Source organism: Streptomyces antioxidans (assembly GCF_000968685.2).
Lineage (GTDB): Bacteria > Actinomycetota > Actinomycetes > Streptomycetales > Streptomycetaceae > Streptomyces > Streptomyces antioxidans.
In genome coordinates this window covers 1-20,609 of record NZ_LAKD02000069.1, presented here as the reverse complement: position 1 = coordinate 20,609, position 20,609 = coordinate 1, and the positions used below count along the sequence as shown (strand labels likewise).

The following is a 20,609-nucleotide window of genomic DNA, read 5'->3' as shown; positions in this document are numbered from 1 at the left end:
GACCCACCGACGCTAGCACGCTCGGGCGACCCCGATCCGGCTCGGGCCCCGGCGGCGTTTCGCGCCGGGGCCGCTTCGTCCCGTCCCCTCTATTCGACTTCCCCCGCGGGTCAGCCGATACGGGTCAGTTTCGCGCCGAACGAGGGCTCGGACAGGTCATCCTGCAGGGCCACCGGCGCCTTGAGCTGTCCGGGGCCCGTGCCCACGGTCACCTCGCCGACGACCGTACCCGCCTTGGCCGAGTGCGGCACCTTCGCACCACCGTCGCCGATCTTGATGTCGACCGTCAGACCGGACCAGCCGACCGCCCTCAGGTCCTTGGTGGCGACGACCGGCGTGGTGCCGCCGAGACCGTCGTCGACCTCGCCCACGACATCGCCCTTCTTGATGACGGTGGCCGAGGTGAGGGCGTCCTGCGCGGCGGTGATCAGCTTGTAGCTGTTGGTCTGGGCGAGCTGGAGGCTGGCGTCCAGCGTGGTGGTCGCGCGCTGCTCCAGGACCACCCCCAGGATCCGCTGCTTCTTGCCGTCGATCGTCCGCACGGCGCCCCACATCAGGGCACCGCCCGCCGGGGTGGACGAACCGGTCTTGATACCGATCACACCCGGCTTCACCAGCAGATTGTTGTTGTTGTAGATCCGGTCGCCGAGCCCCGGGATAGTGGTGTTGGGCGTGGCCACGACCGCCCGGAAGGCGTCGGACTGCATCGCCGCCTTGGCCAGCTTCAGCTGGTCGGCCGCGGTGGACTTGGTGGACTCCTTCAGACCGCTGGGGTCGGTGTAGGTGGTGTGCTTCATCCCCAGGCCCTCGGCGGCGTCGTTCATCTTCTTCACGAAGGCGTCGAGCGATCCGGCGTCCCAGCGGGCGAGCAGCCGGGCGATGTTGTTGCTGGAGTTGATCAGCAGCAGCTGGAGCAGCTGGTGCTGGGTGAAGGTCTGCCCCTCCTTGACCTCCGCCCGCGACTCGTCGGCGGACTTCGCCTCCTCGGCCGCCTGCGCGTCGATCTTGATCTTCGGGCCCTCCGCGCCACCCTTCAGCGGATGGTCCTTGAGCACCACATAGGCCGTCATGACCTTGGTGACGCTGGCGATCGGCACCGGCTTCTGCTCTCCGGAGGCGCCCAGGCTGCCCACGCCCTCGACTTCGGCGGCGGACTGCCCCTGGTCGGGCCAGGGCATGGAGAGTGCATCGCCGCCGAAGCGGTAGCTGGCGTCCGAGGTGAGCTTCAGCGATGGATCCGGCAGCGGTCGCAGCGCCTGGACGACGCCCAGGATGATCACCAACAGCGCGGCCAGCGGCGTCCAGATCTTGACCCGGCGGACCGCCGTCCGTAGCGGCGTCTCGGGCTTGGGCGGGGTGTTGGTCAGCTGCGCCAGCAGGTCGAGCGGCGCGGGCTGCTTTCCGTCCGGGGCCAGCGGCGGCAGCGGCTGCTGCTTGGTCCGCTCGGCCTCGGGGACCGCCACGGGCGGAGCGGCGGGGGCCTTCGGCGCGATGGGCGGGGCGGCGGGCTTCGGCGGGGCCGGGTCGTCGGGGGACCGCAGTGGGACGAACCTGCTGGTCCGCTCGTTGTCCGACTCGCCGACGGGCTTCTTGCCCGACGTCTTCGCGTCGGACGCCCGCTCGGCCGCCCTGCCCTCGGCCGCCCTGCCCTCGGTCTTGCGGTCAGCCGTCTTGTCGGCCGGGCGGCTGACCGCCTTGAAGGCGGTGGTCGGCTGGTCGACGCCCTTCTTGTCGCCGTTATCGCCCTTGTCGGCCTTGGCGCCCCTTCCGGGCTTGTCCGGGAGCACGCCGAAGGCGGCCGTCGGGCGGTCGATCGGCTTGCCGGAGGCGTCGTCGTCCGTCCCGGACGCGGCGGCCTTACGGGACTCACCCTCGGCCTCGTCCGCCTTGGCCCCGTCCTTCTTGTTGTCCCTCTTATTGTCCCTCTTGTCGTCCCCGCCCTCGGCGTCCGCCTTGGGCCTCACCGTACGGAAGACGGCCGTCCGCTGATCCACCGACGGCTTGGACGGCCCATCGCCGCCCTCATCCGTCTCGACCTCGGAGTCGGTCTCGGCCTTGGTCTCAGACGCGCTCTCAACCTTCGCGTCGGCATCCGCGTCATCTGAGTCGTCAGACCCGTCAGACCCGTCAGCACCGTGGGAGTCGTCTGCGCCGCCCGCACCATCCTCGTCCGCTTCCGCCTCCGCGTGGGGCTCGGACGCATCGCCCTCGGGCGATCCGTCCGACGCATCGGCGTCCGTCTCCGGCTCCGTCTTCGCCTCCGACGTCCCGGAACCTTCACCCTGTTCACCATCGCGAACACCAGAAACCTTTGCGTCGCCCCGGTCGACTGGCGGCGTCTCTGGTTCCGCTTCCGCCTCCGCTTCGGCCTTCGCCTCGGAGGTCACCCCGGGCCCGCCAGAAGCCGTCTCCGGCTCCCGGGAACCCGACCGGAGGTCGTCGGACACGACGGCGACCGCCGCCGAGCCCTGGCCCGCCTCCGCCTCACGCGAGATCGCGAGCCTCGGATCGCGCTCTCCCCTAGCCGTCTCCCCCGACGACTCCTGCTGATCCGACCTGCCGGGGGACTCGCCCGCCACCGATGCCTCCTCGATATGTGTCGCGGGACGCCCTACGCCCCATGGCGTCACGTCCCGCAGCCCAACCTCTACCAGTGTCCTGTGTGTCCGGCGTGCGATCGCGCACCGCCACAGCCGGAGAGCGTCTCCAGGTGCCCGCCCCCCTGCTAGACGAGAACGACATACCTACTGGTTCCCACCCAAACCCCCCAGGCACTCTCGACAGACCAATGTGAGAGGGGTCACCCTGTCATTCATCCACGCGGGGAGGCATGGATGGGCAGGAGCCGCAGAACAATTCCGGAGGAGCTTCTGTTGCTCGCTCTGGACCCGACCACGGGTACCACAGCGCAGCCGCAGTCGCTTGACCTCGGTCTTGCCGGGGCACAGCTAGTAGAGCTGGCCCTGGCCGGACGGATAGCCCCTGACGGGGATCGTATCGCCGTGGTGCTGCCACGGCCGACCGGAGATCCGACTCTGGACTCCGCGCTGGAGCTGCTGCGCCGACGCGGCAGCCCGGTGCGCGCGGTCCACTGGATCGGCGGGCCCCGGCTGGGGCTGCGCCAGACGTACCTCACGCACCTGGAGCGCTGCGGCATGGTGCATGCCGTCGCGGGCCAGATGTGTGGCGTACTGCCGACGACGCGCTACCAGGCGACGGACACGGCGATCAGCCGGGAGATCAGGGCCCGGCTGGACAGTGCGATCCGCACCGGCGTACCGCCGGACCCGCGGACCGCCGCGCTCGCCGCCCTGGCCCACGCGGTCGGACTCGGCAAGCACCTGTATCCCGGGAACGAGGGGCGTTCCTCGCGCTCCAGGCTCCGGGATCTGATCAGGCACGACCCGATGGGCGGTCTCGTGGCGCACGCCGTGATGGACGTGCAGAACGGTGTCGCGGCGCAGCCACGGCGCGCACCGGCCGCGGGCCGACAGCCGGGGACGCGCGCGGCGGAGCCCGCGGCCGGCGTTCCGGCCCAGCCGTCCCGCCGCGGGAGCATGGCCCGCGTCGGAGCGCGCTGAGGCCCCTCCGGGGCGCCATCGCACCATCACGCACCACCCAGCCCGTCGAACGCACCAGCAGCCCGTCAGCGGGGCGGCGGACACCGTTCCCGGCACCGTCCGGGGCGGAGCGCCACCGTCCGGCTCCGAGCGGCGCCAAGAGCAGCACCGAGCACCACTGACGCTCCACCGACCGCACCGCAGTCCCCACTGACCCGGTTCGGGAGCCGCTGAAGCGCGCGGGGTGGTGGGACGGCCGATTTGGACGACCGGCCGGCCCACCGCCCCGCGCGCGCGTTCGCCCACCGTTGTGCGGCCGCCTTTGTGCGGCCATTTCCCAGCGCGGCCCCGTCCGGTAGTGGCAGGCTGCTGAGCAGCATAAATCAGCAGTACGAAGCCGGAGGTGCACGTCCCGTGACATCGAACGTCGGCCCCACTGTCCGGCGACGCCGGTTGGGCCAGGAACTGCGCAGGCTCCGCCAGGAGAAGGGCATGACGGCGGAGGAGGTGGCGGAGGAGCTGATGGTCTCCCAGTCGAAGATCAGCCGACTGGAGAACGGGCGTCGCAGCATCAGTCAGCGCGATGTGCGCGACCTGTGCCGCACCTACAAGGTGGAGGACAAGGCACTGGTCGATTCCCTCATGCAAATGGCGAAGGAGTCTCGCCAGCAGGGGTGGTGGAACGCCTTCGGCGATGTGCCGTACAGCGTCTACATCGGCTTCGAGACGGACGCCGCGTCACTGCGGGTCTACGAACCCCAGGTGCTGCCGGGCCTTCTGCAGACCCCGGAGTACGCGGAGGCGGTGATCAGCGGCGCCCTGCCGGAGGCCCCGCAGGACCAGATCGCCCAGCGGGTCCAGGTCCGGCTCAGGCGCCAGGAGCGGATCACCGACCCGCTGGCCCCGCTGCGGCTGTGGGCGGTCGTGGACGAGGCGGCGATGCGGCGGGTGGTCGGCAACTCCAAGATCATGAGCGATCAGCTGGACTATCTGGTCCGGATGAGCCACGAGCCCCATGTGACGGTGCAGGCGCTGCCCTTCGACATGGGGTCACACCCGGGGATGAGCGGGCAGTTCACCATCCTGGAGTTCTCGGACGAGTCGGACACCAGCGTCGTCTATCTCGAGGGCGTCACCAGCGATCTGTATCTGGAGAAGCTCAGCGATGTGCAGAGCTACAGCATGATGTACGAGCATCTGCGGGCCCAGGCGCTGAACGCGGACCAGAGCCGCCAGTTCATCACCGAGATGGCCCAGGAGCACGCCCGCAGGCACCAGGAGGAGAGCGAGGCGGCCCCGTCGGGCTGAGGGCGGACTAAGGGCGGACTGAGAGCGGACGGAAACACTCCGGTGCGAACGGCGAGGGCGGAGGCTACACCTCCGCACCTCGCCGCGGAAGGGGCCACGGGAATATGCCATCCGGTCGAGTGAATGGCCCGCTTTCCAGACGATGTTGCCGAGTAACGTCGGTGACGCCTCCAATCGGGGGTGCGCCGCCTCTACACAATGCATCGGAGCAATCGTGTCCATTCAGCAGGGAAAGACGAGCATGTGGGTGAAATCCTCGTACTCGGCCGGAAACGGCGCTTGCGTGGAAATCTCCTCACCGGTCATCAGCGAGATCGCCGTGCGCGACTCCAAGGACCCCCAGGGACCGACGCTCAGCTTCGCCCCCGCATCGTGGTCGGCCTTTGTGTCCGACGTCAGCCGGGGCGCCTTCGACCTCGGCTGATCTCCGCAACACCCGGCCGCGGCAGCGCGGTCGGCGGCGCGGAGCGCCACACCCGCACCCGAGCCCTCTCGACCGGTCGCCGTCCCCGCCGAGAGGGCTCTTGCCGTTTCCGGTGCTTTCCGGCCTAGCCGCTTCGGCGGAGTTCCACCAGGTATTGACCCGTACCGGGAATCGCCGGAATGAACGGCGCCGTGAATTCCACCCGGCCGTGCCCACCGGGCGGCCGCCGCTGGTGAACGCCGGTGAACTGATGCGTTAACGCGACTCCTGTCCGGCCTTTCGGGATCCCGCTCCCGTACGACCCGGCGATCGGTGGGCGTGCGTCTGACGAAGTGTCCGCTCATCGTGGGCGCACAGGGGTGCGAACGACAACGCCCCGTCAAGTCAAGAAAACGCAAAATCGTTCCTTGTTCTGATTTGCGTTCACATTCGTGACCTCTAGAACCCTTGACCGGTCGCCCGAACGAGCGGTTCAATCCCGGAAGTACCCCCGCTCCCGCTCGGGGGAACCGTCCATGACGAACGTCGCGGCGAAGTGCGCTCCCGTTCATATGGCGGACCCCTGGGAGGGGACATGAACAGTCTCGACTGGGTTGTACTCATCGGCTACTTCGGTGTCATGGTCGGCATCGGCCTCTGGTCCCACAAGCGTGTGGACAATGTCAGCGACTTCTTCACCGCGGGCGGCAAGATGCCCTGGTGGCTATCCGGCATCTCGCACCACATGTCCGGCTACAGCGCGGTGATGTTCACGGGATACGCGGCCATCGCCTACCAATACGGCATCACCTCCTACGTCACCTGGTCCTTCCCCATCGCCATCGGCATCGCGATCGGCGCCAACCTCTTCGCGCCGCGACTGAACCGGGTGCGCAGCAAACTCAAGGTGGCCTCGCCACTCGAATACCTGAAGAACCGGTACAACCTGCCCACACAGCAGGCGCTGGCCTGGTCCGGGGTGCTGTTGAAGATCGTCGACGTGGGCGCCAAATGGGCGGCCATCGCCACCCTGCTCTCCATCTTCACCGGAGTCTCGCTCAACCAGGGCATCCTGATCACGGGCGCGGTCACCGCCGTCTACTGCACCGTCGGCGGGCTCTGGGCCGACGCGCTCACCGAACTCGGCCAGTTCATCATCCAGTTCGTGGCGGGCATCTCGATGCTGATCGCCGTACTCCACGAGCTAAACGGCTTCAGCACCTTCTGGACCGTCTGGGACGACCTCCCCGACAGCCACCACCAGCCGACCGTCGGCCCGTACACCCTGGTCTTCCTGCTCGCGTACCTCTTCATCAAGACCTTCGAGTACAACGGCGGCATGTGGAACCAGGCGCAGCGCTATATGGCGACCGACAGCGCCCACTCCGCCAAGCGCTCGGCCCGGCTGTCGGCCGTCCTGTGGTTCGTCTGGCCGCTGGTGCTGTTCTTCCCGATGTGGGTCGCGCCGCTGATCATCAAGACGGACAAGCCCGCCGACTCGTACGCCGAGATGGCCGAACACCTGCTGCCGCACGGTCTGCTGGGCCTGGTGATCGTCGGCTTCTTCTCGCACACCATGGCCATGTGCTCCTCGGACGCCAACGCGATCGCGGCCGTGGTGACCCGGGACATCATGCCCGCGGTCTTCAAGTCCGTACGCGAGTGGAGCAGCCGCACCGGGCTGCTCGCGGCCCGCTACACCACGCTGCTGTTCCTCGCCCTGTCGATGGCCATCGCCACCCAGGTCAACTCGGACTTCTTCGGGGACATCATCACAGTGGTGATCAAGTGGGTCGCCGGGCTCATGGGACCGATCGCGATCCCGCTGATGCTCGGCATGCTGGCCACCTTCCGCAAGTCGGGTCCGACGGCGGCGCTGGTCAGCTGGGCCATGGGGCTGATCGCCTTCTACCTCGTCAACTACCCGATCAACGACGCGATCGACGGAGGCGTGGGCCTGGAGTACCAGATCTCCATCCCGCTCGCGGTCTCGCTCGTGCTCTTCATCGTCGTCGGCTACCTCAAGCCGGAGGACACCCCGGAGCGCGATGCCATCCTCGCCTCGCTCAACTCGGATGACGACGGGCCGGGTTCTGCGAGTGCCGCGCTGTCGGTGCCGAAGCAGGGCGACGCGGACGACCGCGAGTCGGTCGCGGGCGGCGCCACGGACTGACGCCGTCCGCGCGGCGGCCATGGCCCGGGCCGCCGGTCACCCCCGGTGTGGGATGACCGGCGGCCCGGGTCCCGTATGACTCCCGGCGTCCATGATGGCCATGACGGCCATAACTCCCATGGCGATCATGGCCGCATGGCGTCCACGGCTCCCATGGGAGGGGATCGGGGCCCCGGCGCGGTGGCGGCCGGAGCGGGCCTATGCGCGCGGGTAGCGGGTGAGCCAGGCCGGGGAGGAGCTGGCGGGGCCGTGCAGGGCAGGGCCCTGGGTCATCTCCATGGCGAAGTCATCGGCCAGCTCCAGGATCGTGCCGCGCCCCTCGACCTCCGCCAGCCAGGCGGGCGGCAGCGCCGTCTCGCCGTGCAGCGCGCCCAGCAGATTGCCGCAGATGGCCGCCGTGGAATCGCTGTCCCCGCCGTGGTTGACCGCGAGCAGCAGCCCATGGCGGACGTCCTCGGCGACCAGCGCGCAGTACAGGCCCATCGCCAGCGCCTCCTCACCGGTCCAGCCCTCGCCGAGCGAGGCGACGCGGTCGGGGGTCGGCAGGCCCTGCCGTACGGCGCCGAGGGCGTGCCGCAGCGCGTGGCTGGTCTCCTCGTGGCCGGGGCGGGCTGCCAGATGGGCGAGGGCGCGCTGGACGGCTCCGTCCATCGCCTCGCCGCGCGCGAGGCCGTGCACGATGAGGGCGAAGGCACCGGCCGCGAGATAGCCGGTGGGGTGGCCGTGGGTGTGGGCCGCGCACTCGATGGCCAGTTGGAAGACCAGCTGCGGCTCCCAGCCCACCAGCAGTCCGAAGGGCGCGGAGCGCATCACGGCGCCGCATCCCTTGGAGTCGGGGTTCTTGGGCCGCTCCAGGGTGCCCATGGTCTCGTCGGCGAGCCCGGTGAGACAGGCCCGGCCCGGGGACCGCTGGGCGTACAGCCACTCCTCGCGGGCCAGCCAGCCGGCGTCCTTACGGCGCTCATCGGGGCCCCAGTCGCGCTGGGTGGAGTACCAGCGGCGGTGGGCGGAGTGGACGTCGGTGGGCGGGTGCCAGGCCCCGGTGTCGCGGCGCACCTGCGCCCGTATCAGTCCATCCACGGTGAACAGCGTCATCTGGGTGTCGTCGGTGACCCGTCCGCGGCCGCCATAGGCGGGCAGGAAGTCCGTCACGCCCTCGGATCCGTGTGCCGCCCTGATCTCGTCCAGAGAGGCGAACTCCACGGCCGCCCCCAGCGCGTCCCCGATGGCCCCGCCGAGCAGACAGCCGCGCACCCGGCTGCGGAAGTCCTGCTGTTCGGCGCGGCCCCATACGCCGGTCGCTGCGCTGGCGGTTGCGGTCACGACCCATGCCTCTTTTCTTCGCTGCGTGAATGGCCCTGAACTGCCTTTGAACTGTAATGGACACCTAATGATCGCCTCTTGGCCGCCGCGGATTGTGAAGGCGTCATCACGGGGAAGCCGACGGACGGCCGCATTCCGAGAACGCGAATTCCCTCACCAATGTCGGCCGTGCGCCGAAGGCCCTTATCCGCACGCCGTACGGCCGTGGTCCAAGCGCCTCCGGAGCCCGGCGAGCGGCGAGCGGAGGGCGGCGAGCGGAGCTGGGTCGGCCCCGGGACACCGGGCGAGGTCGTCCAGGGCGCGTATCACGTCGTCGACGATCTCCCAGTACGGCCGGGTGGCGGTCAGCTCCGCCATCAGGCGCTCCGCCCCGGCCCCGTCCCCGAGGGCGGCTCTGCTGACGATCGGGGCGGCCACTCTGGCCTGGGGGTCCCACTGGTCGCCGTGCTCCTCCAACAGCGCCTCGAAGGCGGTCCACCGCTCTCGCGCTCCGGTGCGACCGGCCGTGGCACTCACCAGCATCGCGTGCTCGAAGGCGACGTCGAGGTCATGGCCGTCCAGGGCCGTCGCCCGTTCGATGTCCGCCGCGGCCTCCGCGTACCGGCCCGCCCGGCGGTGGCACCTGGCCCTGGCCTCCAGCGCCAGCAGGTCGTCGGGGGCGAGCCCGAGCGCCCGGTCCAGATCGGCGAGCGCGGCCTCGTCGTCGCCGAGGCGCTGCCGCAAGGCACCTCGGGTCGCCGCCGACCAGGCATCGTCGGGATCGGCGGCCACGGCGGCGTCGAAGTCCGCCAGGGCCTCGGCGAGACGGCCGGTGTGCTCATGGGTGTGTCCCCGCCGGACCAGCGCGAACACATACGCCGGCGCGATCTCGATGGCCCGCCCGAAGTCCGCCAGCGCCTCCTCGAAGCGATCCGTCATCCGGTAGGCCTCACCACGCTCCGCGAGCGCCGCCTGATCGTCCGGGTGGGAGGCGAGGTGGCCGTCGGCAGCGCTGATCGCCTCCTCGTAGCGGTCCAGGTTGCGGAGGGCCTGGATTCGGCCGAACGCGGCGTAGTCCGAGCCGAGTTCGATGGAGCGTTCGGCGTCCGCGAGTGCCTCCGCGTACCGCCCGAGCATCCGGTGGGTCGTGGCACGCTCCGCGTGTGCCCAGGCCCATTCGGGTCTGATCTCCAGCGCTCGGGTGAAATCCGCAAGCGCCCTGTCGTAGTCCCGGATGGCGAAGTGGACCAGGCCGCGGGTGGACACGGCCCACGCGCTCCCGTCGTTCAGCTCCAGGGAGCGATTGAGGTCGGCCAGGGCCTCCTCATAGTGCCCGAGCAGGCTGTTCACCTCGCCGCGCTGGGACAGCGCCCAGGCGAAGTCGGGATCGAGCTCCAGGGCGCGATCGAGGCTTTCCCGCGCCTGTTCGTAACGCCCCATGCCGAGGTACGCGCATCCGCGGGCGGCGTGGGCGCGGTCGCTGTCGGCGTCCAGCTCCAGGGCCCGCTCCGCGTCCGCGACCGCCTCCTGTGGCTCGCCCATGTCCGCCCGGGCCATGCTGCGGATCGCGAGGGCCGCGGCCAGGGCCCGCTCGTCCTGCCCGAACTCGTCGATCAGGAGCGTCATGGTCGCCGCCACGTCGCTCATCCTGGACCCCGCCAGGAAGCGTTCGCCCCACGCGCGCACGGCCTCGGCCCCGCCGTCGCGGCCCGCCTCCAGCAGCATCCGCATCCAGCGGCGGTCCCAGGACACCGGCGCGTGGTCCAGATACACGCACACATAGGCGCGCAGCTCCTCCCGCAGGGCCTCCTCCGGAGTGGCGCACAGCCGGTGGTACGCCTCCTCGAGCCGACAGTCCAGCCATCGCTCGTGGCTCCACTTCCCGTCCCCCGCCAACGACTCCTCGATCTGCCACTGCCACCCCGCGAAGGCATCGGCCAGCCGGAGATGGCGGGCGCGCCACGCCTGTGGCGACTGGTTGCGCCGCAGCCGCAGCATGGCCGTGCGGACGACCTCGTGGTAGCGGCAGCGGCCGGAGCCGTCGGCCACGAACGGGAGCGAGCGGAGCCAGCCGTAGAGCCCGGCCGCCCCGTCCCCCACCGCGGCCGTGAAGACGTCCTCGTCCAGCTGCCGGGGCAGGGCCGCGGCCAGGGCGGCCGAGCGCTGGGTCTCGTCGCTCACCCACTTCAGGAAGCGCTCCACTGCGGTGCCCGAGGGGTCGCCCACGGCCTCGGGGGTCGTGGGCCGCGCCTCGGCCAGCATGGACACCAGCACCGGCAGCCCTCCGGTGAGCCGGAGGACGACCTCGATCACCTGCTCGTCGTCCACGCCCTTCGCCGTCAGGAGCTGCCGGGCCTCCGCCTCGGTGAACGGGACCAGGGGGAGGTCCACCACCAGATCGGCGTAGTCGGCCCAGCAGCGCGGGGCGAGCGTGCCCTGTCCGGCCAGCGTCACCACCGCGTTGGCCGGGAGCGAACCGTAGCGGCCCTCGAACATCACCTCGCGCAGCCACGGGTCGAGCAACGGGCCGGTGCGCTCATAGGTGTCGAAGAACCACGCCATCCAGGGCACGGAGGCGGCCACTTCGCCGACGTCCCTGAGGAACGCGGGGGTGAGCGCGTCCAGGGGCGATATCACCAGGTCCACGTCGTCGTGGCTGCGGAGGCGGGCGCTGAGCCTGGCCCGCGCGCGGTCGGCGGCCTGGGCGACCCGGTCAGGTTCCGCCGCCCCGGCGAACGCCCCGGCACCAGGCACCATGCCGAGCCCGACCAGCCCCGCCCGGACGGCGAACGCGCTCGAGGCCGACGGCTGGGGGTCGCCAGCCGCCCCCTCCGAGGGCTGTGGCACGGTCTGCTGCGCCGCCGAATCGGCCTCGTGGCGCCGCTGCCGGTAGGTCGCCAGCAGCTTGTCGAAGGACTTCAGCGGATGGCCCTGCTCGGCCAACTGGGCGCTGATGGCCGCCATCACCTCCGGGACGCTGTTCACGGACTCGTCCACGGAGGCGGTGAGCGCCCGGTGCTCCCGCGCGGTGTTCTCCAGCTGCCGCAGCAGCGTCGTCTTGCCCACCCCGGCGTCACCGCGGACGTGGAACAGGAAGTGGTGGGCGGCGTCCTCGGGCGGCACCGCGAAGTTCTCCCGGAACGCGGCCATCTCCTGCCGCCGCCCCACGAACCGGCGCCGCCGCTGGATCAGCTCGCGCATCGTCGGACGCCGCTCTGCCATGGGTCCCCCTATCCCCGCCCGCTCCCCACGGCAGCGTATCGGCGCCGCGCGCACCGAGGCATCCGTACGGCGCCCGTGACACATCCGTGCGGCGCGCCCCGAAGCATCCGCGGGGCGCGCCCGCGGACCGTGCGCCGGGTCAGTCCCCCAGCACCGGAAGCAGCTCCGGCAGATGGCCGTCCGAGGCGAGGGCGGCGGCCCGGCGCTCCTCGGGGACGGGGCCGTAGGTGGTGCCGCGGGCGCGGGCCGGGCGGCCGGCCAGCTCGGCGATGGCCACCAGGTCCTGGATGGACCGGTAGGAGCCGTAGGAGGAGCCCGCCATACGGGAGATGGTCTCCTCCATAAGGGTGCCGCCGAGGTCATTGGCGCCGGAGCGGAGCATCTCGGCGGCGCCCTCGGTGCCCAGCTTCACCCAGCTGGTCTGGATGTTGGGGATGTGGGGGTGGAGCAGGATCCGCGCCATGGCCGTGACGGCGCGGTTGTCGCGGGTGGTGGGGCCGGGGCGGGCGATGCCTGCGAGATAGACGGGGGCGTTGGTGTGGATGAAGGGAAGGGTGACGAATTCGGTGAAGCCGCCCGTCTCCTGCTGGATCTCGGCGAGCAGCCGCAGATGGGCCAGCCAGTGGCGGGGCTGGTCGACATGGCCGTACATCATCGTGGACGAGGACCGGATGCCCAGCTCATGCGCCGTCTTGACGACCTCGACCCAGGTGGCCGTCGGCAGCTTGCCCTTGGTGAGGACCCAGCGCACCTCGTCGTCCAGGATCTCGGCGGCCGTGCCGGGGATGGTGTCCAGGCCCGCCTCGCGCGCCGCCGTCAGCCATTCGCGGATGGACATGCCCGTACGGGTCGCACCGTTGACGACCTCCATCGGAGAGAAGGCGTGGACATGCATCCCGGGCACGCGTTCCTTGACGGCGCGTGCGATGTCGAAGTACGCGGTGCCCGGCAGATCGGGGTGGATGCCGCCCTGCATGCACACCTCCACCGCGCCCACGTCCCACGCCTGTTGGGCGCGGTCGGCGACCTGGTTCAGCGAGAGGGTGTAGGCGTCGGCGTCGGTGCGGCGCTGCGCGAAGGCGCAGAAGCGGCAGCCGGTGTAGCAGACATTGGTGAAGTTGATGTTCCTGGTGACGATGTAGGTGACGTCGTCGCCGACGGTCGCCCGGCGCAGATCGTCCGCGATGCGGCACAGGGCGTCCAGCGCCGGGCCCTCGGCGTGGAGCAGGGCCAGCGCCTCGGGGTCGGTCAGCCGGGTCGGGTCGTCGGCCGCCCGGGCCAGCGCGGCCTTGACGTCGGTGTCGACGCGGGACGGTGCCATGCCGGGGGCGGCGGCCTCGCGCAGCGCCTCCCAGTCGCCATAGACCTCGTCGAAGTCCTTACGGCGGTCACCGGTGCGGCCCTCGGTGTCGATGGCGCGGTGCAGATCGGTGCGGCCGGAGGCGCTGAACGCCTCGTCAGGCTCCTGCCAGGGCAGCCCGGTGGGGATCGCGTCCTCGCGGGCCAGGCCGGTCCCGGGCTCGGCGAGGGCGGTGACATGGGGCAGCAGCCGGGGGTCGAGCCAGGGCTCGCCGCGCCGTACGTACTCGGGGTAGACCGCGAGCCGTTCGCGCAGCCGGAAGCCGGCGGCCGCCGAGCGCTCGGCCAGCTCGGCCACCTGGGGCCAGGGGCGCTCGGGGTTGACGTGGTCCGGAGTGAGCGGGGAGACACCGCCCCAGTCGTCGATGCCGGCCCCGATGAGCTGCTCGTACTCCGCGTCCACCAGGTTGGGCGGCGCCTGGATGCAGGCGGACGGGCCCAGGATGTGGCGGGCGACGGCGACGGTGGCCACCAGGTCGTCCAGCTCCGCGTCCGGCATCCCCCGCATGGCGGTGTCCGGCTTGGCGCGGAAGTTCTGGACGATGACTTCCTGGATGCCGTGGTACGAGCGGGCGACGCGGCGCAGCGCGAACAGCGAATCCGCACGCTCCTCATGGGTCTCGCCGATCCCGATCAGCAGCCCGCTGGTGAACGGGACGGAGCTGCGTCCGGCGTCCTCCAGCACCCGCAGCCGCACCGCCGGCTCCTTGTCGGGCGAGCCGTAGTGGGGGCCGCCGGGCTCACTCCACAGCCGCTCGGACGTGGTCTCCAGCATCATCCCCATGGAGGGGGCGACCGGCTTGAGCCGCTGGAAGTCGGTCCAGGTCAGCACGCCGGGGTTGAGGTGGGGCAGCAGGCCCGTCTCCTCCAGGACGCGGATGGCCATGGCCCGTACGTACGCGACGGTGTCGTCGTACCCCTCGGCCTCCAGCCACTCGCGCGCCTCGGGCCAGCGGTCCTCGGGGCGGTCGCCGAGGGTGATCAGCGCTTCCTTGCAGCCCAGTTCGGCGCCCCGGCGAGCGATGGCCAGGACCTCGTCCGGCGACATGAACATCCCGTGACCCGCGCGGCGCAGCTTGCCGGGGACGGTCGCGAAGGTGCAGTAGTGACACTTGTCGCGGCACAGCCGGGTGAGCGGGATGAAGACGCTGCGCGAGTAGGTGATGACCCCCGGGCGGCCGGCCGCCTCCAGACCCGCGTCGCGGACCCGGGCGGCGGAGGCCATCAGCTCCCGCAGGTCGTCACCGCGCGCCTGGAGCAGCACCGCCGCCTCGGCGGTGTCCAGCGCCACGCCGTCGCGGGCGCGCTTGAGCGCACGGCGCATCGCGTTGGCTGTGGGGGCGGCGGAGCCCGTCGGGGCACCCGGTTCGTTTCCCTGCGCGCTCGTGGTCATCCTCCGAGCATACGAGCGGTGTGGGACACCGCCAGACGGCCCGGGCCTGCGGTTTTGTGGGTCTGATCACGGCGGGCGCGGGCCGTCGGCGGGAATACCGCGGGGTGGAACGTGCGGGCCGCGCCCACTGGGCGCCGACGGCCCTCGCCCGGCCGGGACTTGGCGGGGGGCGCGGATCGCCGGGCGCGGGCGGCGGGTCCGGGGCGGGGGCCGTCCGTTCCCTCACCGCCACGGAGTTATCCACAGGGCTTTCCGCGCGTGTCACCCACGCGTACAACGGTGTCACGCGGGTGTCGGACGGCACTCTCGACTCTGGGGGTATCTCATGCAGCGACGCGAAGTTCTCAGGCTCTCCGCGCTTGCGGGCACGGCGGGTGTGCTGACACTCGAACCCATGACCTTCACCCAGGCCGACGCGGCGGGCACGGCCGACGGCCGCGAGCAGACCAAGACCCTCAGCGGGCATCTGCCCACCGGCGCGCCGGACTTCGTCTACCTACCGGTCGAGGTGGAGCGCGGAGTGCGCGAGATCGCCGTGTCGTACGCGTACGACAAGCCCACCGTCCCGGCCGGTACGCAGGGCAACGCCTGCGATATCGGCATCTTCGACGAGCGCGGCACGGAGCTGGGCGGGCGCGGCTTCCGCGGCTGGTCCGGCGGGGCCCGTACGGAGTTCGCCATCAGCGCCGAGGAGGCCACCCCCGGCTATCTGGCGGGGCCGGTCAGGGCGGGCACCTGGCATGTCGTGCTGGGGCCGTACACGGTCGCCCCGCAGGGCCTGGACTACGAGGTCACCGTCACGCTGCGGTACGGCGCGCCCGGCACCACGCCGAAGCCGGTGTACCCGCCGCAGCGGGCGAAGGGCCGGGGCCGCGCCTGGTACCGGGGCGACTCACATCTGCACAGCGTGCACTCCGACGGCAAGCGCACCCCGGCCGAGTTGGTCGCCGCCGCCCGTGCCGCGGGGCTGGACTTCATCACCACCACCGATCACAACACCACGTCCGCGCATACCGCGTTCGAGGGTCTGTGGGGCGATGACCTGCTGATCCTCACCGGTGAGGAGATCACCACGCGCAATGGCCATGTGGTCGCCCTCGGCACCGACCCCGGCGTCTTCATCGACTGGCGCTACCGCGCCCGCGACAACCGCTTCGGGCAGTTCGCCCGCAAGGTCCGGCAGGCCGGGGGCCTGGTGATCCCGGCCCATCCGCACGGCACCTGTGTGGGCTGTAACTGGAAGTTCGGCTTCAACGAGGCCGACGCGGTCGAGGTGTGGAACGCGGACTTCACCCCCGACGACGAGATCACGGTCTCCGAGTGGGACAACACACTGGTGGCCGCCTCCCGTGGCGACGGCCGCTGGCTGCCCGCCGTCGGCCACAGCGACGCCCACCGCGAGCCCCAGGTCGTCGGCCTGCCCCAGACGGTGGTGCTCGCCGACGACCTCTCCCGCACCGCCCTCCAGGAGGGCATCCGGGCGGGCCACAGCTGGATCGCGGAGTCCTCCAAGATCGACCTCACCTTCGAGGCGGTCGGCGGACGCGGCAGGCACGCCGGAATCGGCGAGCGCCTGAAGGTCGGCACCGCGGAGGAGGTCACGGTCCGCCTGAAGGTCTCCGGCGTGGGCCCGGGCTGCTCGGTGCGGTTCATCACCGACCAGGGCCCGCTCTACGGAGCGCCGGTGCCCGACTCCGGTGAGCTCACCGCCGAATGGCTCACGACACCGTCCTACGCGGCGTACGTCCGCGCCGAGGTCCGCCACCCCCCGGCGGACGGCGGGTCACCGGACATACCGGGCCCGATGGCCGCGATGACGAACCCGATCTGGCTGGGCGAGCGCTGAGGAGTGCGGGTACGGGCACGGGCAAGGCGGCTCAGAGGCGGCAGCTGATCTCCATGCCGTCCTCGATGGGGAAGCTGACGTTCTGGTAGCCGTTCGCCGGGTCGCGTACGTAGTCCAAGTACGGCCGCATGGGGCCCTCGAACTGGTCGATGTCGTCGGCCACGACGAGGGCGCCGGGCCGCAGGCCCGGTTCGAGCATCCGCAGCACGGGCAGGCAGAGGTCCTTCCAGCCGTCGAGCAGGACCAGCTCCAGGGGGCCCTCGAGGTCCGCGAGGGTCTCCCGGGCGTCCCCCTCCAGCACGGTGATCAGGTCGTCAAGACCGGTCTCGGTGAAGGTGCGGCGAGCCGCGGCGATCTTCTCCTTGCTCATTTCCGTGGTGACCACGCGCCCGGTGCCGTTGTCCCGCACGGCGGCGGCCAGATGGAGCGTGGAGATCCCGTAGGACATCCCGAACTCGACCACCGTGGCCGGGCGGATGGCGCGCACCAGGTTGTAGAGCAGCTTTCCGCCGTCGGCGGAGATCGGCATGTAGATCCCGGCCGCGGCGTCGGCGAGCTCCTGCGGCGCCATCGTTTCCAACGCGCCGGACGGCAGCCGTGTCTGAGCGGTCTCGTCCTGCTCGGCCAGCTTGAACATCCGGCTGATGGCGGTCTCGACCCGGGGGTCGGCAAGGGTGTGGGTGAGTGTCATGACCGCCAGAGTAGACGCTACGTCGCGTCTCGTCTAGCGACACCGGCTCGGCCCCTCGTGCCCACCCTCTCGGTTCAGCGCCTCGTGCTCACCGCCTCGGCCCAGCCCCTCGTGCTCACGGTCTCCGTTCAGCGCCTCGTGCTCACCGTCTCCGTGTCGCGGCCCGACCGGAGCACCTTTCCCGGTACCGCGCCGGTGATCTCGTCGTCTCGGATGGTCTCCGTGCCGCCCACCCGGACACTCACGATGCCCATGGCGCGCGAGTCCAGGCGCGGGCTGTCGCCCGGCAGGTCGTGGACCAGCCGGGCCTGGCCCGCGTCGATCCGGTCGGGGTCGAAGAGGACCAGGTCGGCGTGGTAGCCCTCAGCGATCCGGCCGCGTCCGCGGAGCCCGAGCAGCCGCGCCGGATCGTCCGTCAGCATCCGTACGGCCCGCTCCAGGCCGACCAGCTTCCGACCGCGCAGACAGTCGCCGATGAAGCGGGTGGTGTACGGGGCGCCGCACATCCGGTCCAGATGGGCCCCGGCGTCGGAGCCGCCGAGCATGACGTCCTCGTGCTCCCAGGTCTGCCGTCGCAACCGCCAGCTGGCCGGGTCGTTGTCGGTCGGCATCGGCCACAGCACCGTACGCATCCCGTCCGCCGCGCAGATCTCCACCAGGCAGTGGAAGTCCTCCTGTCCCCGCTCGGCGGCGATGTCGCGGACGACGCGCCCGGTCAGCCCGGCGTTGGCCTCGCTGTAAGTGTCGCCGATGACGTAACGGCCGAAGTGGGTGAGCCGCCGGAAGACCCCGGCCTCGGGGCCGCTGGCGCGGCGCAGCATCTCCTCCCGTACGGCCGGTTCGCGGAGGGTCGCGATCCGCTCCCTAATCGGCAGCCCCAGGATGTCGCCCCAGCCCGGGATGAGGTTGAGCGCGCAGAAGGTGCCCAGCGACATGTTCATGGGGGTGAGGATCGGCATGGTGAGCGCGACGATCCTGCCGCCCGCCTTACGGGCGCGTTCGCTGGCCTGGAGCTGGCGCGGCACGCGTTCGGGGACGGCCGCGTCGATGGTCAGCACGTTCCAGTTGAGCGGGCGCCCGGCGGTCGCGCTCATGTCCACCAGCAGGTCGATCTCCTCGTCGGCGAACTGGTCAAGGCAGCCCGCCACGATCGCCTCGATCTGTGTCCCCTCGTGGTCGCCGACGGCCCGGGAGAGCGCCAGGAGTTCCCCGGGCCCGGCGTGACGGGAGGCGACCGGCTGCCCGTCCCCGTCCGAGTGGGTCGAGGACTGGGTGGTGGACAGCCCCCACGCCCCCGCGTCCATCGCCTCGTGGAAGAGCCTCAGCATCTCCTCCAGCTGCGCGGGGCTGGGCTGTCCGCCGATCGCGTCCTCGCCCATCACATGGCGGCGCAGTGCGCAGTGCCCCACCATGAAGCCCGCGTTGACGGCGATCCGGCCCTCCAGCGCGTCCAGGTACTCGCCGAAGCCGTGCCAGTTCCAGGGCGCGCCCTGCTCCAGCGCCACCAGCGACATGCCCTCGACCCGGCTCATCATCCGCCGGGTGTAGTCGGCGTCGCCGGGCCGGTCGGGGTTGAGCGGGGCGAGGGTGAAACCGCAGTTGCCGCCGGCCACGGTGGTCACACCGTGATTCATGGACGGGGTGGCGTACGGATCCCAGAACAGCTGGGCGTCGTAGTGGGTGTGCGGGTCGACGAACCCGGGGGCGAGGACCAGCCCGGTGGCGTCCTCGGTGGACCGTGCCGGTTCGGCGACGGCCCCGGGCCCGGCGATGGCCACGATCCGGCCGTCCCGGATGCCGACGTCGGCGACGTACGAGGGCGCGCCGGTGCCGTCCGCCACGGTGGCGCCCTTGATCAGGTGGTCGAGCACGGGTTCAGGTCCCTTCTCGCGGCTGCGGCTACTGGGTTACGGCCTCTGCGGTCACTGGGTCGGCGCCTGCGCGGTCAGCGGATCGGCGCCTGCCCGGTCACCGCGTGACGGCCTGGCGGAAGCGGGTCGTGCGGTGCACCGGATCGGTGTCGATCTTCGGGATGACGTGCTCACCGATCAGCTTGATCGTGTTCATCGTGTCCTCGTAGCCGATCCCGATCGGCAGTCCGAACGACAGCTGGTCGGCCCCGGCCTGCTCCCACCGCTTGCACTGGCGGAAGACCTCGTCCGGGTCGCCGCAGATCATCAGCTCCTCGGCGATGAGGAGTTCGATGATCTCCTCGGTGTACTCCGGGAGCAGTTCGGGCCACTGCGGGATGCCGTCCGGGCGGGGGAAGGTGTCGTGGTAGCGGAAGAGCAGCGACTGCAGGTAGTTCAGCCCGCCGCCGAGCGCGATCTCGACGGCCTTGGCGTGGGTCTCGGCGCAGATCGCGGTCGAGGTGACCATCACGTTGTCGTTGACGAAGCCGCCGACCGGCTCGGCCTCCTTGACCGCGTTCTTGTAGGAGTCGAGGGCCCACTCCATGTCGGAGACCTTCTGGATGGAGAAGCCGAGCACGCCGAGGCCCTTCTTGCCCGCCATCGCGTACGAGGGCGGCGATCCGGCCGCGTACCACATCGCCGGGTGGGCGGCCCCGTACGGCTTGGGCAGCACCTTGCGCGGCGGCAGCGACCAGTGCTCGCCGGTGAAGCCCTGGTACTCGTCCTGCAGCCACATCTTGGGGAACTCGGCGATCGTCTCTTCCCAGATCTCCTTGGTGGCGTTCATGTCGGTCACCCCCGGGAGGAAGCCGAGGATCTCGTGGCTGCCCGCGCCCCGGCCGGAGCCGAACTCGAAGCGGCCGCCGGAGAGATGGTCGAGCATGGCCACCTTCTCGGCCACCTTGACCGGGTGGTTGACCTGCGGCAGCGGATTGAAGATGCCGGAGCCGAGGTGGATGCGCTCGGTGGCGTGGGCGAGATAGCCGAGGAAGACGTCGTTCGCGGAGAGGTGGGAGTACTCGTCCAGGAAGTGGTGCTCGGAGGCCCATACGTACTTGAAGCCCGACCGATCGGCCTGGATGACGTACTCGGTCTCCTCGACGAGCGCGTGGTGCTCGGCCTCGGGGTCGGTTCGGCGTCGGCTTTCGGGGACGTAGCCCTGCACGAAGAGTCCGAATTCCATGGAGGTTCACCGCCTCAGACGAACGTCGATCTGATGGGTCTGACGGATCTGCCGTATCTGCGGATCTGACGGCTCGTCAGATTTTGATTGACTCTGGCACCGCGGGCATGGACCGTCAAGGGCCGTGGAAAGCCGGTCGCGGATGTGCGTCCCCGCCACGCGGCAGGGCCCCGCCCCTGGGAGACCGGGGGCGACGAGCGGAGCGTCGGCCGGGACGCTGGGCGCTGGGGGCTGGGGCGGAGCACGAGTTGGGGGG

The 20,609-nt window shown here is 70.9% G+C and carries 12 protein-coding genes; 5 read left to right on the top strand and 7 right to left on the bottom strand.

The features are described from left to right. Nucleotides 1–110: 110 nt before the first annotated feature. Nucleotides 111–2,579, bottom strand: a complete 2,469-nt coding sequence (locus tag VT50_RS24465) for a D-alanyl-D-alanine carboxypeptidase family protein (protein ID WP_046086025.1) — start codon at nt 2,577–2,579, stop codon at nt 111–113. Between the two features lie 255 nt (nt 2,580–2,834). Between VT50_RS24465 and VT50_RS24460 the strand changes: the two genes are divergently transcribed. The 4 genes from VT50_RS24460 (at nt 2,835) to VT50_RS24445 (ending at nt 7,444) form a co-directional block, all read left to right on the top strand. Continuing rightward, the gene (locus VT50_RS24460) at nt 2,835–3,581 is read left to right on the top strand and encodes a GOLPH3/VPS74 family protein (RefSeq protein ID WP_046086026.1); all 747 of its coding nucleotides are present in this window, start codon (nt 2,835–2,837) and stop codon (nt 3,579–3,581) included. A 393-nt stretch (nt 3,582–3,974) separates the two neighbouring features. After that, nucleotides 3,975–4,868: a helix-turn-helix domain-containing protein gene (locus VT50_RS24455; protein WP_046086027.1), complete on the top strand. Its 894-nt coding sequence runs from the start codon at nt 3,975–3,977 to the stop codon at nt 4,866–4,868. A gap of 214 nt (nt 4,869–5,082) precedes the next feature. After that, nucleotides 5,083–5,292, top strand: coding sequence for a DUF397 domain-containing protein (locus VT50_RS24450; RefSeq protein WP_075200332.1), 210 nt, complete (start codon nt 5,083–5,085; stop codon nt 5,290–5,292). 574 nt (nt 5,293–5,866) lie between these two features. Continuing rightward, nucleotides 5,867–7,444, top strand: a complete 1,578-nt coding sequence (locus tag VT50_RS24445; RefSeq protein ID WP_046086029.1) for a sodium:solute symporter family protein — start codon at nt 5,867–5,869, stop codon at nt 7,442–7,444. A 198-nt stretch (nt 7,445–7,642) separates the two neighbouring features. On the opposite strand, the gene VT50_RS24440 is transcribed toward VT50_RS24445, so the two are convergent. The 3 genes from VT50_RS24440 to VT50_RS24430 form a co-directional block, all read right to left on the bottom strand. After that, nucleotides 7,643–8,767: an ADP-ribosylglycohydrolase family protein gene (locus tag VT50_RS24440; protein ID WP_046086030.1), complete on the bottom strand. Its 1,125-nt coding sequence runs from the start codon at nt 8,765–8,767 to the stop codon at nt 7,643–7,645. Nucleotides 8,768–8,950: 183 nt separating this feature from the next. Continuing rightward, entirely contained in the window at nt 8,951–11,968 is a 3,018-nt protein-coding gene (locus VT50_RS24435; protein WP_143645266.1) for a tetratricopeptide repeat protein, read from the bottom strand. A 139-nt stretch (nt 11,969–12,107) separates the two neighbouring features. Next, a complete protein-coding gene (locus VT50_RS24430) occupies nt 12,108–14,720 on the bottom strand; it encodes a bifunctional FO biosynthesis protein CofGH (protein WP_046086031.1) in 2,613 nt (870 codons plus the stop codon). 325 nt (nt 14,721–15,045) lie between these two features. On the opposite strand from VT50_RS24430, the gene VT50_RS24425 reads away from it, so the two are divergent. Further along, on the top strand, nt 15,046–16,566 hold the full coding sequence (locus tag VT50_RS24425; RefSeq protein WP_107424880.1) for a CehA/McbA family metallohydrolase: 1,521 nt from the start codon (nt 15,046–15,048) through the stop codon (nt 16,564–16,566). Nucleotides 16,567–16,597: 31 nt separating this feature from the next. On the opposite strand, the gene VT50_RS24420 is transcribed toward VT50_RS24425, so the two are convergent. The 3 genes from VT50_RS24420 to VT50_RS24410 all read right to left on the bottom strand — a co-directional run bounded on the left by VT50_RS24420 (nt 16,598) and on the right by VT50_RS24410 (nt 20,353). Then, entirely contained in the window at nt 16,598–17,257 is a 660-nt protein-coding gene (locus VT50_RS24420; RefSeq protein WP_046086033.1) for an O-methyltransferase, read from the bottom strand. Nucleotides 17,258–17,385: 128 nt separating this feature from the next. After that, nucleotides 17,386–19,128, bottom strand: coding sequence for an N-acyl-D-amino-acid deacylase family protein (locus VT50_RS24415; protein ID WP_046086034.1), 1,743 nt, complete (start codon nt 19,126–19,128; stop codon nt 17,386–17,388). A gap of 97 nt (nt 19,129–19,225) precedes the next feature. Next, a complete protein-coding gene (locus VT50_RS24410; RefSeq protein WP_046086035.1) occupies nt 19,226–20,353 on the bottom strand; it encodes an LLM class flavin-dependent oxidoreductase in 1,128 nt (375 codons plus the stop codon). Nucleotides 20,354–20,609: the final 256 nt, after the last annotated feature.